The following is a 12,622-nucleotide window of genomic DNA, read 5'->3' as shown; positions in this document are numbered from 1 at the left end:
TGGCAAGATTTAGTGTAAAAACCCCTGAGCAGCAAGCATTTTCTGTCACCAAGGACTTCACACGTAACAATATATTAGACTCCATAAGAACGGTTGATAATTATCGCGGTGCACTGGAAAGTGTGGCGAAGAATATGCAGCAATATGGGCTAGGTGACTCATTAAGAGGAATGACCCCAGAAACCGCCAATTCATACTTGAACATCCGCGCTGAAAAAGTTCGTCAATCGCAATTAAATATGGAGCGCCAAGCAATACAGTGCATGATGCACAACATTACAAAAACACTAGACAAAAATAACAAACTAGACTCTTCAATAAAATCTGAGCGTGAAACCATAGAAGCCAGCCGCTCTTATACTCCAGAGCAAGTACACGCCATAGCCTCAGCACAAACTGAACGTAACGCACTGGCAACAGAAATTGCATATGCGGCTGGACTACGTGCACATGAATTATTGACGTTACAACGAATAGAAGAGCGAGCCCCATCAGACAGACCTGCACTAGAAAGTAAATTTAATGGTCGTGATGGAGTACGTTACACCGTACAAGGGAAAGGCGGTCTTGTACGAGAAGTCGTTTTACCTCATTCACTTTCAGAACGCTTAGAAAGCAAACGCCTGGACACAGCAAACACAGTAAGCGACAGAGGCATAAATTATCGTTCTCAGTATGATATTGCAGGTGGCCAACGCTGGTCTAACTCATTTTCTGCAGCATCAAATCGTGCTCTTGGGTGGTCATCTGGTGCACATGGCGTTCGTCACTCATACGCTCAAGAACGTATGTCCGAGTTACAAAATCAAAGATTAAATTACACTACGCGTCTAGAAACTGTTAGCCAAGAAATGGGGCATTTTAGACCGGATATCACAGAGGTTTACTTACGATGAAATACCTTTTCGCTCTTGTTATTGCTTTAGGTTTAGCCGGTTACTTTGGGTACCAATCTCTCGATAATTACTACGAGAGCAGGGTTAGTGGTGATGTGAAATTTTATAAAGGCCTAAAAAAATTCGCTTACACCGAAAGTGCTGATGGCGAGTTAACGGTTACATTTAAAAGTACCAGCAATACAAAGTTAGGCTGGGAAAACGTATGGGATAACAGCTTAGCCTTAGCTACAGGTGCATTAGTTGGTGGAACAGCATTTATATTTTTGTTTTTCTTCTGTGGGCACAGACTTGTAAACATTGAATTAAGTAATAAAATCAAATCTCTTGAAGCTAAAAACGAACATGACTTAAATGAATATAAAAAACAGTTACAAAACAAAATAGAGCAGGCTAATAGTGCAGAAGAAACCGCGAAAAACGCACTCAACGATGAATTTGCAGAAGCAGAGAGGCTACAAAATAGGGCTCAACAAAAATTAATTGAAGCTGAAAACGAAAGGCGCAGTGCTGAAAAATTAAAAAGAGAAGCAATAACCTTCGTAAACGAAGCAAAAGCCAAGCAGTCCGAAGCTGAGGATTTAAAATCAAAAGAAGAGTTTAGTAAAATTCACGCTGGGAAAGCAATGCAGCGCTATAAACTAAAATTAGATAAGCTTAAAACAGATCAGGATGAGCTATTTAAATTCGTTAAAAAGCACCATCCTAGTTTGATAAAAGATAAATAAAAAGATTCAAAAAACACTTTATAACGCCCCCATTTTTAGAGTTTACCCCCACCCCCCGAATATCTAGATGATTTGAAATGGAGCACCTAATACGATAGGCGCTCCGAACTTTTATTCACTTATTGATTTTAGTAGGCTATCCCTTATTAACTTACTTCCTGTTAACGTTAAGTGATACTGTCAAAATAAAGTGGTCTTCCACCTTCGTCTTGATACAAGCAGTTCGGATTACAAAATTCATCAACAATAGATAATCTTTTAAAGTTAGAGTTATTTATTTTTGAAATATTAGAAAATAAGTATTCATACTCTTCAAAATACTGCTGTTTTGTTTTAGAAATAATAACATTATTATTTTTTATACATCATTTCAGGTATATGTTCAGGCCACACAGGAAACTGTACACGAAGTTGAACTAAATATTCAGCGGCTAAATGAATCGCTTAAGAATGCCAATCACCTAAAAGAACTCAAAAAATTGAAATGGATATTAATTTTTATATCCCTTATTTTTGTATCAATCTCAATCCCAATATTTCATTTTAACATTGCCTACTTGAAAGCTTTATTTTAAATATCAGAGAAAAGTTAGCCCCCCTTCCTTGCCGCCACGATTCAAAGAGCGGCAATATTATTCCCACTCAATGGTAAAAACCAGACTAAAGCCAGCATTACTACCCCTTTTTATTGGCTCGTTTTTTGCTCTATTATCTATAACCCCATAAAAAGCATATTCACTGGAGGAATTAACATGCTAATTAACAGTAACAGCCAAGCAAGCCATATTTATCAAACGCAAAGTAATGCACCTCATACTACAACTAGCTCGAATACTCCGGTCAAAAATGAAAATACGGCAGACAAAATTACAATTAGTGAAGCAGGGCTTAATGCTGAGAGTAAATTGCAAGAAATAGCCAAACACTATGACCCTAAAAATATGTCTTATAATGAATTATCTAAGATGTCTTCCACTTTGGAATTAAATGGGTTAGTAACACCTGAAGAAGGCTTGGCTCTTAGAGCACCGCCTAAAATGAACTTTGACCCTAATGAAAAATATGACACCGTAGCATTAGCAAAAAAATCAGTGGAGTTTGATCAGTCACTTGGAATGGCAGGAAGAGACTCGCAACTAAGAGTAAGAGCGCTTAATATTTTAGAAACAATACAAAGTTTATCTAGCTAAAGAGGAAGAAAAAGATACCCCTTCCCATTTAGCTAAACTTTTAATTTATATAAATTGAATCACTCCAATAACCAAACGGGGATGCTGTTGAGTTCGTACCAACATTAAATTGCCCTGATTCTTGGCCACTAAAATCATAGCCATATAACCAACCTGTTATGGTTTCACCAGAGGCACAAACATGCAAATCACTGCCGCATCGATATTGAGTATATCCTGCGGCTTTAGAAATACCATTCATTGTAGCGTTGGTTGGATTTCCGTAACCATATTGCCATAGATATACATTTAACGTAGCCCCGCCATGATCTCCGGTAGAAGTTTGAGTTTCTTGAATGATTTCTTGACCATAATTTGTTGAATATACAATCCCAATTTCAAAATAAGTAACACCACTTGCGGCGGCTCGTGCTACTGATGATGCCTTTCTTATATTATTACTTTCTGGTGCATTCAAAGCTAATGATGAAGAATTACCTATTTTCACTACACGCTTAACTACACCGGCTTCAACGTCAGCGGCTGAAGCGAAACCTGAGAAGGTAGACGTAGATAAAAGAATGGTTGAAAGAAGTGTTGTTTTTAAAGTCATTTAATTTCCCTTTTAATATCAATTGAAAGGCATTTATAGTTCACGTCTTTAGCATTGTCAAAAAATGAAAATGTAATGATAAATAATTAATTTTTATATTTGTTAACTGATAGCAGAAAATCAAACACAAGACCTTCATCCAACAATTGAGTTTCACCGGTGAAACTTTAATTTTAGCGGCTAAAATAATGGGGTATCACACTTTGACCTGCAATACCCCCTACCTAACAATTAACCTATTAAACTTATAACCAATTGGGCTACAGCAATTAGGGAAATTAAATTAATAGAAAACCTTCCTTCTGCTTTCACTTTATAATGAATATCTATTTTCACTGGCGTGCTCATTAATATTGATAGTGCCCCAACCGCAGTGTAATCTTAAATTGCCGTAAAAGATTGGCGGTTAGAATGTGGCATCCATGCCATTTTACTATCGTTGATTTTCAACCAGGCCTCGTGCCTGGTTACCTTCATTTTTTATCTTTCTTTGATACTAACAAAATTTTTTAACTATCTGCGGCGCTGAAAAAATTAACCTGTCGCCTTAGTTCCGCTTAATCATAATTTAACGCATAGCACTTTTACGAATAAGCAAAAGGTGAGTATTTATTAAAATAATTGCCGGTGTATCTACCATTTCACATTAAAAACAGGTGCGGCGGCACTCTAGGTTACACTGTCGTATTAACCTAGAGGCCTTGCCATGCAAGCGCTAATAACGAATTGCACACGGGAAAGTTACACGCGTGATGTGAACGGTACTTTTGAACGGACTCGATAAAGTTATTGAATAAGCAGGCTTGATAAACACAGCCGTAACCCACCATAAAACGAGCTGACAGCCATCGAGGAGGGCAAATCAGGGTATCCACTGATAAATCCACAAATGAAAGATGAAAGCTCTTAGAGTTCGTTATAGGAGCTAATGCTACTCACTCTTACAAAGCTTAAATATTTCATGGCGAAGCCGTAGCGAGGAACGAGCGGTAACCCGACAGAGTTCAACGATAAAATCAATTTAACTACGCGATCACAAAAGGAACAGCAGATCCGATGCTCCTTCGTGCCCTGATAAACCAATTATGCACGGCCTGTAAGCCACGCTAACGCATTTTGTTTGCCCCAATGATTCAGGCTTTGGGTTGGCGCTCAACGAGCGTTTAAAATCAATTCTGAGCGCAGTGAAGGCGTTCTTGGGGTATGCCGGTACGAGCGAAGCGAGGGGAAGCGAGGGGAAGGCCCCTAAGAGGGGTTGGTATCAAGTGAATTTTTGAAATGCGTTATCCACAAATTTCAGCTGAATTTACCTTTAAAAACTTTATGTATAACTTAAAAAGACTTTAAAGACTTAGGAGGCAGCTTAAGCCATTGTAAATTAAAGAGAATAAATTTGAAAGGTGTGCGTCTACCGAGTTAAAGGTGTGCGTCTACCGAGTTAAAGGTGTGCGTCTACCGAGTTAAGGTGTGCGTCTACCGAGTTAAAGGTGTGCGTCTACCGAGTCATGTGGATAAAAATCCTTCTCTTTTACACGGGTGTATATTGACAGGATAAGCAACACACCTATAAAGTAGGTGTGTGATTAAAAAAACAAAGTACACCTATGAAATTAAACAACGTATCGAGTAAAACAAAGGTTCGTCATAAAACTGATATAAACAAAACACTATCTAAGATGCCCTTATCATCTAGGCGCGTTTTATTTATGGCCATAGCTCAACTTGACTCTAAAAAAATAGTAAAACAAGGCCAAGTGTTCCGTATATACGCTAGTGAGTACGCTAAAATAGCTAAGCTGGAAATGAATACAGCCTACGAACAACTAAAATCCGCTACGTTGGATTTACAGAAACAGATAATAGGAATCCCAAAAGATCAGCTTTTACCGCCTATAGCTCGCCAAGGAGATCGGCCTTGGAAGAAACCTATCGGGAAAGGGGTTCGCATGCTTAACGTCACTGAATACTGTGACTATGAGGACGGTGACGGTTACGTAGATATTAGCTTTAGTCGTCAAATGGAGCCGTATATTTGCATGATAGAGGGTAATTTCACTACTCAAGTGCTTATCTCTAGCGCACGACTCAGAGACACAAATGCCAGTAACATATATCAACTTATAAGGCAGAAAATAAGTCAGAAGAAAGACCGTTTTTTTGAAATTACTGTTGAAGAACTAAAGGAAGAGCTTGGGCTTTACACAATAAAGAATAAGGTAAAAGTTTATTCTTATCCGTTGTTTAAAGAGTTTAATCGTAGTGTTATCAAGCAAAGCATAGATACCATTGAAGACACTACTGAAATAAAGAATATAAGCGTTGAAATCATCGAGAGGAAGCAGCGTAAAGCAACTAAGCTAAGATTCTCTTATCGAGTAGATGACCAAATGAAGTTTGAGGGGTTTTAGCTAAACTTGCTTTTCTGATAGCCCATACCGGTTTTTATGTTAAATACGTTTTCTCAGTACAAACTCCCCGTTTGTGCCCAACAAAGCGTTTGTTTTTACCCGGTTCACATTCAGATTCAGTGCAAGCTCCAAAAACGGATTAAAATCGCCTGTGGGCGATTTTAAACGTTTTTGTGAGCCAACAAGCGCAGCGCGTTAGCCCCCGCCAAAACAGCGTAAAAAAGTTGAAAATTGTGCAAACCTCCAACCCGCTGGGTACAACTCGTAAAACGAGCTGTAACCCAGCGGGTTAGAGCCATACAGCAATTTCACGCAAAATCTAAAACGCATTGCGTGAAATTGATTTATTTTTGACTTTTTTTTTGTTGTTTGTAATATAGGAAGCTCTTAAAGAGTAGTGCCTATAGCACCGTACTTTACCGGTTAGTACCAAATCAAACCGAGACTGAAAACAACCGTTTCAGTACTGAACCCATACAGTAAATTTGGAGGCTATACGCTTCTCAGAAAAGAGAAAATCCGTTCTAAAGCTCGTAAAGCTTAAGTCTTATCAACTTTAATTGATGCGTTTTAAGGTGAGAACAGTCCGAACCTATGCAAACGATATTGCAAAACAGGGGCGAATAGGTATTCAGTTACCGCTGAGTTAAGCGACAGCTTTTCCAGTTAGACTTACAAAGAGAAATTATGACCAATTTTGATCCAGATAAAGAAGTTGCAGAGTTAAAAAAAGATTCAGAGCTACGCAGAAAGCGCAGCTATAGCCAGCGCAAATCAAGGTTAGATAAGTATCATGCTGAGATAGAAGGATTGCGCCAAAAGGGCTCGACAATAGCAGAGATCACACGTTGGTTAAGCAAAAAAAAACGCTTCGTAGTAGCGGAATCTACTGTTCATCGCTGGTTAAAAAGTAAAGATATTCATGGCAAGATTTAGTGTAAAAACCCCTGAGCAGCAAGCATTTTCTGTCACCAAGGACTTCACACGTAACAATATATTAGACTCCATAAGAACGGTTGATAATTATCGCGGTGCACTGGAAAGTGTGGCGAAGAATATGCAGCAATATGGGCTAGGTGACTCATTAAGAGGAATGACCCCAGAAACCGCCAATTCATACTTGAACATCCGCGCTGAAAAAGTTCGTCAATCGCAATTAAATATGGAGCGCCAAGCAATACAGTGCATGATGCACAACATTACAAAAACACTAGACAAAAATAACAAACTAGACTCTTCAATAAAATCTGAGCGTGAAACCATAGAAGCCAGCCGCTCTTATACTCCAGAGCAAGTACACGCCATAGCCTCAGCACAAACTGAACGTAACGCACTGGCAACAGAAATTGCATATGCGGCTGGACTACGTGCACATGAATTATTGACGTTACAACGAATAGAAGAGCGAGCCCCATCAGACAGACCTGCACTAGAAAGTAAATTTAATGGTCGTGATGGAGTACGTTACACCGTACAAGGGAAAGGCGGTCTTGTACGAGAAGTCGTTTTACCTCATTCACTTTCAGAACGCTTAGAAAGCAAACGCCTGGACACAGCAAACACAGTAAGCGACAGAGGCATAAATTATCGTTCTCAGTATGATATTGCAGGTGGCCAACGCTGGTCTAACTCATTTTCTGCAGCATCAAATCGTGCTCTTGGGTGGTCATCTGGTGCACATGGCGTTCGTCACTCATACGCTCAAGAACGTATGTCCGAGTTACAAAATCAAAGATTAAATTACACTACGCGTCTAGAAACTGTTAGCCAAGAAATGGGGCATTTTAGACCGGATATCACAGAGGTTTACTTACGATGAAATACCTTTTCGCTCTTGTTATTGCTTTAGGTTTAGCCGGTTACTTTGGGTACCAATCTCTCGATAATTACTACGAGAGCAGGGTTAGTGGTGATGTGAAATTTTATAAAGGCCTAAAAAAATTCGCTTACACCGAAAGTGCTGATGGCGAGTTAACGGTTACATTTAAAAGTACCAGCAATACAAAGTTAGGCTGGGAAAACGTATGGGATAACAGCTTAGCCTTAGCTACAGGTGCATTAGTTGGTGGAACAGCATTTATATTTTTGTTTTTCTTCTGTGGGCACAGACTTGTAAACATTGAATTAAGTAATAAAATCAAATCTCTTGAAGCTAAAAACGAACATGACTTAAATGAATATAAAAAACAGTTACAAAACAAAATAGAGCAGGCTAATAGTGCAGAAGAAACCGCGAAAAACGCACTCAACGATGAATTTGCAGAAGCAGAGAGGCTACAAAATAGGGCTCAACAAAAATTAATTGAAGCTGAAAACGAAAGGCGCAGTGCTGAAAAATTAAAAAGAGAAGCAATAACCTTCGTAAACGAAGCAAAAGCCAAGCAGTCCGAAGCTGAGGATTTAAAATCAAAAGAAGAGTTTAGTAAAATTCACGCTGGGAAAGCAATGCAGCGCTATAAACTAAAATTAGATAAGCTTAAAACAGATCAGGATGAGCTATTTAAATTCGTTAAAAAGCACCATCCTAGTTTGATAAAAGATAAATAAAAAGATTCAAAAAACACTTTATAACGCCCCCATTTTTAGAGTTTACCCCCACCCCCCGAATATCTAGATGATTTGAAATGGAGCACCTAATACGATAGGCGCTCCGAACTTTTATTCACTTATTGATTTTAGTAGGCTATCCCTTATTAACTTACTTCCTGTTAACGTTAAGTGATACTGTCAAAATAAAGTGGTCTTCCACCTTCGTCTTGATACAAGCAGTTCGGATTACAAAATTCATCAACAATAGATAATCTTTTAAAGTTAGAGTTATTTATTTTTGAAATATTAGAAAATAAGTATTCATACTCTTCAAAATACTGCTGTTTTGTTTTAGAAATAATAACATTATTATTTTTTATACATCATTTCAGGTATATGTTCAGGCCACACAGGAAACTGTACACGAAGTTGAACTAAATATTCAGCGGCTAAATGAATCGCTTAAGAATGCCAATCACCTAAAAGAACTCAAAAAATTGAAATGGATATTAATTTTTATATCCCTTATTTTTGTATCAATCTCAATCCCAATATTTCATTTTAACATTGCCTACTTGAAAGCTTTATTTTAAATATCAGAGAAAAGTTAGCCCCCCTTCCTTGCCGCCACGATTCAAAGAGCGGCAATATTATTCCCACTCAATGGTAAAAACCAGACTAAAGCCAGCATTACTACCCCTTTTTATTGGCTCGTTTTTTGCTCTATTATCTATAACCCCATAAAAAGCATATTCACTGGAGGAATTAACATGCTAATTAACAGTAACAGCCAAGCAAGCCATATTTATCAAACGCAAAGTAATGCACCTCATACTACAACTAGCTCGAATACTCCGGTCAAAAATGAAAATACGGCAGACAAAATTACAATTAGTGAAGCAGGGCTTAATGCTGAGAGTAAATTGCAAGAAATAGCCAAACACTATGACCCTAAAAATATGTCTTATAATGAATTATCTAAGATGTCTTCCACTTTGGAATTAAATGGGTTAGTAACACCTGAAGAAGGCTTGGCTCTTAGAGCACCGCCTAAAATGAACTTTGACCCTAATGAAAAATATGACACCGTAGCATTAGCAAAAAAATCAGTGGAGTTTGATCAGTCACTTGGAATGGCAGGAAGAGACTCGCAACTAAGAGTAAGAGCGCTTAATATTTTAGAAACAATACAAAGTTTATCTAGCTAAAGAGGAAGAAAAAGATACCCCTTCCCATTTAGCTAAACTTTTAATTTATATAAATTGAATCACTCCAATAACCAAACGGGGATGCTGTTGAGTTCGTACCAACATTAAATTGCCCTGATTCTTGGCCACTAAAATCATAGCCATATAACCAACCTGTTATGGTTTCACCAGAGGCACAAACATGCAAATCACTGCCGCATCGATATTGAGTATATCCTGCGGCTTTAGAAATACCATTCATTGTAGCGTTGGTTGGATTTCCGTAACCATATTGCCATAGATATACATTTAACGTAGCCCCGCCATGATCTCCGGTAGAAGTTTGAGTTTCTTGAATGATTTCTTGACCATAATTTGTTGAATATACAATCCCAATTTCAAAATAAGTAACACCACTTGCGGCGGCTCGTGCTACTGATGATGCCTTTCTTATATTATTACTTTCTGGTGCATTCAAAGCTAATGATGAAGAATTACCTATTTTCACTACACGCTTAACTACACCGGCTTCAACGTCAGCGGCTGAAGCGAAACCTGAGAAGGTAGACGTAGATAAAAGAATGGTTGAAAGAAGTGTTGTTTTTAAAGTCATTTAATTTCCCTTTTAATATCAATTGAAAGGCATTTATAGTTCACGTCTTTAGCATTGTCAAAAAATGAAAATGTAATGATAAATAATTAATTTTTATATTTGTTAACTGATAGCAGAAAATCAAACACAAGACCTTCATCCAACAATTGAGTTTCACCGGTGAAACTTTAATTTTAGCGGCTAAAATAATGGGGTATCACACTTTGACCTGCAATACCCCCTACCTAACAATTAACCTATTAAACTTATAACCAATTGGGCTACAGCAATTAGGGAAATTAAATTAATAGAAAACCTTCCTTCTGCTTTCACTTTATAATGAATATCTATTTTCACTGGCGTGCTCATTAATATTGATAGTGCCCCAACCGCAGTGTAATCTTAAATTGCCGTAAAAGATTGGCGGTTAGAATGTGGCATCCATGCCATTTTACTATCGTTGATTTTCAACCAGGCCTCGTGCCTGGTTACCTTCATTTTTTATCTTTCTTTGATACTAACAAAATTTTTTAACTATCTGCGGCGCTGAAAAAATTAACCTGTCGCCTTAGTTCCGCTTAATCATAATTTAACGCATAGCACTTTTACGAATAAGCAAAAGGTGAGTATTTATTAAAATAATTGCCGGTGTATCTACCATTTCACATTAAAAACAGGTGCGGCGGCACTCTAGGTTACACTGTCGTATTAACCTAGAGGCCTTGCCATGCAAGCGCTAATAACGAATTGCACACGGGAAAGTTACACGCGTGATGTGAACGGTACTTTTGAACGGACTCGATAAAGTTATTGAATAAGCAGGCTTGATAAACACAGCCGTAACCCACCATAAAACGAGCTGACAGCCATCGAGGAGGGCAAATCAGGGTATCCACTGATAAATCCACAAATGAAAGATGAAAGCTCTTAGAGTTCGTTATAGGAGCTAATGCTACTCACTCTTACAAAGCTTAAATATTTCATGGCGAAGCCGTAGCGAGGAACGAGCGGTAACCCGACAGAGTTCAACGATAAAATCAATTTAACTACGCGATCACAAAAGGAACAGCAGATCCGATGCTCCTTCGTGCCCTGATAAACCAATTATGCACGGCCTGTAAGCCACGCTAACGCATTTTGTTTGCCCCAATGATTCAGGCTTTGGGTTGGCGCTCAACGAGCGTTTAAAATCAATTCTGAGCGCAGTGAAGGCGTTCTTGGGGTATGCCGGTACGAGCGAAGCGAGGGGAAGCGAGGGGAAGGCCCCTAAGAGGGGTTGGTATCAAGTGAATTTTTGAAATGCGTTATCCACAAATTTCAGCTGAATTTACCTTTAAAAACTTTATGTATAACTTAAAAAGACTTTAAAGACTTAGGAGGCAGCTTAAGCCATTGTAAATTAAAGAGAATAAATTTGAAAGGTGTGCGTCTACCGAGTTAAAGGTGTGCGTCTACCGAGTTAAAGGTGTGCGTCTACCGAGTTAAGGTGTGCGTCTACCGAGTTAAAGGTGTGCGTCTACCGAGTCATGTGGATAAAAATCCTTCTCTTTTACACGGGTGTATATTGACAGGATAAGCAACACACCTATAAAGTAGGTGTGTGATTAAAAAAACAAAGTACACCTATGAAATTAAACAACGTATCGAGTAAAACAAAGGTTCGTCATAAAACTGATATAAACAAAACACTATCTAAGATGCCCTTATCATCTAGGCGCGTTTTATTTATGGCCATAGCTCAACTTGACTCTAAAAAAATAGTAAAACAAGGCCAAGTGTTCCGTATATACGCTAGTGAGTACGCTAAAATAGCTAAGCTGGAAATGAATACAGCCTACGAACAACTAAAATCCGCTACGTTGGATTTACAGAAACAGATAATAGGAATCCCAAAAGATCAGCTTTTACCGCCTATAGCTCGCCAAGGAGATCGGCCTTGGAAGAAACCTATCGGGAAAGGGGTTCGCATGCTTAACGTCACTGAATACTGTGACTATGAGGACGGTGACGGTTACGTAGATATTAGCTTTAGTCGTCAAATGGAGCCGTATATTTGCATGATAGAGGGTAATTTCACTACTCAAGTGCTTATCTCTAGCGCACGACTCAGAGACACAAATGCCAGTAACATATATCAACTTATAAGGCAGAAAATAAGTCAGAAGAAAGACCGTTTTTTTGAAATTACTGTTGAAGAACTAAAGGAAGAGCTTGGGCTTTACACAATAAAGAATAAGGTAAAAGTTTATTCTTATCCGTTGTTTAAAGAGTTTAATCGTAGTGTTATCAAGCAAAGCATAGATACCATTGAAGACACTACTGAAATAAAGAATATAAGCGTTGAAATCATCGAGAGGAAGCAGCGTAAAGCAACTAAGCTAAGATTCTCTTATCGAGTAGATGACCAAATGAAGTTTGAGGGGTTTTAGCTAAACTTGCTTTTCTGATAGCCCATACCGGTTTTTATGTTAAATACGTTTTCTCAGTACAAACTCCCCGT

11 protein-coding genes are annotated in these 12,622 nt (G+C 38.3%); 9 read left to right on the top strand and 2 right to left on the bottom strand.

Features of this window, described 5'->3' with window-relative positions:
- From CIK86_RS19030 to CIK86_RS19020, 3 genes are all read left to right on the top strand, one after another.
- The coding region (locus CIK86_RS19030) for a tyrosine-type recombinase/integrase (protein ID WP_096317126.1) at positions 1–896 on the top strand (896 nt) is incomplete at its 5' end.
- Positions 893–1,624 carry a hypothetical protein gene (locus CIK86_RS19025; RefSeq protein WP_086993403.1) on the top strand — a complete coding sequence of 244 codons (732 nt, stop codon included), beginning with the start codon at positions 893–895 and terminating at the stop codon, positions 1,622–1,624. The genes CIK86_RS19030 and CIK86_RS19025, both read left to right, overlap by 4 nt.
- Positions 1,625–2,376: 752 nt before the next feature.
- Positions 2,377–2,814, top strand: coding sequence for a hypothetical protein (locus CIK86_RS19020; RefSeq protein WP_024604752.1), 438 nt, complete (start codon positions 2,377–2,379; stop codon positions 2,812–2,814).
- 40 nt (positions 2,815–2,854) lie between these two features.
- Here the strand turns inward: CIK86_RS19020 and CIK86_RS19015 are convergent, their stop codons facing one another.
- Positions 2,855–3,406, bottom strand: a complete 552-nt coding sequence (locus CIK86_RS19015) for a DUF4879 domain-containing protein (protein WP_086993401.1) — start codon at positions 3,404–3,406, stop codon at positions 2,855–2,857.
- A gap of 1,604 nt (positions 3,407–5,010) precedes the next feature.
- Here CIK86_RS19015 and CIK86_RS19010 point away from each other — a divergent pair.
- The 5 genes from CIK86_RS19010 to CIK86_RS18990 all read left to right on the top strand — a co-directional run bounded on the left by CIK86_RS19010 (position 5,011) and on the right by CIK86_RS18990 (position 9,551).
- Positions 5,011–5,814 carry a replication initiation protein gene (locus CIK86_RS19010; protein WP_086993399.1) on the top strand — a complete coding sequence of 268 codons (804 nt, stop codon included), beginning with the start codon at positions 5,011–5,013 and terminating at the stop codon, positions 5,812–5,814.
- Between the two features lie 687 nt (positions 5,815–6,501).
- Positions 6,502–6,750 (top strand): hypothetical protein, encoded by a 249-nt coding sequence (locus tag CIK86_RS19005; RefSeq protein WP_096317125.1) that lies wholly within the window; start codon positions 6,502–6,504, stop codon positions 6,748–6,750.
- Positions 6,737–7,633, top strand: a complete 897-nt coding sequence (locus CIK86_RS19000; protein WP_096317124.1) for a tyrosine-type recombinase/integrase — start codon at positions 6,737–6,739, stop codon at positions 7,631–7,633. Before CIK86_RS19005 ends, CIK86_RS19000 begins: the two co-directional genes overlap by 14 nt.
- Complete coding sequence (locus CIK86_RS18995) at positions 7,630–8,361, top strand: hypothetical protein (protein ID WP_086993403.1); 732 nt, start codon at positions 7,630–7,632, stop codon at positions 8,359–8,361. The genes CIK86_RS19000 and CIK86_RS18995 overlap by 4 nt, the downstream gene beginning before the upstream one ends.
- 752 nt (positions 8,362–9,113) lie before the next feature.
- Positions 9,114–9,551: a hypothetical protein gene (locus tag CIK86_RS18990; protein WP_024604752.1), complete on the top strand. Its 438-nt coding sequence runs from the start codon at positions 9,114–9,116 to the stop codon at positions 9,549–9,551.
- 40 nt (positions 9,552–9,591) lie between these two features.
- Here CIK86_RS18990 and CIK86_RS18985 read toward each other — a convergent pair whose 3' ends face one another.
- The gene (locus CIK86_RS18985; RefSeq protein WP_086993401.1) at positions 9,592–10,143 is read right to left on the bottom strand and encodes a DUF4879 domain-containing protein; all 552 of its coding nucleotides are present in this window, start codon (positions 10,141–10,143) and stop codon (positions 9,592–9,594) included.
- A 1,604-nt stretch (positions 10,144–11,747) separates the two neighbouring features.
- Here CIK86_RS18985 and CIK86_RS18980 point away from each other — a divergent pair.
- Positions 11,748–12,551 carry a replication initiation protein gene (locus CIK86_RS18980; RefSeq protein WP_086993399.1) on the top strand — a complete coding sequence of 268 codons (804 nt, stop codon included), beginning with the start codon at positions 11,748–11,750 and terminating at the stop codon, positions 12,549–12,551.
- Positions 12,552–12,622: the final 71 nt, after the last annotated feature.

The sequence above is a fragment of the Pseudoalteromonas sp. JB197 genome (assembly GCF_002332205.1).
GTDB lineage: Bacteria > Pseudomonadota > Gammaproteobacteria > Enterobacterales > Alteromonadaceae > Pseudoalteromonas > Pseudoalteromonas nigrifaciens.
The sequence above is the reverse complement of the archived record's forward strand: the minus strand, read 5'-3'. Positions and strand labels throughout refer to the sequence as shown.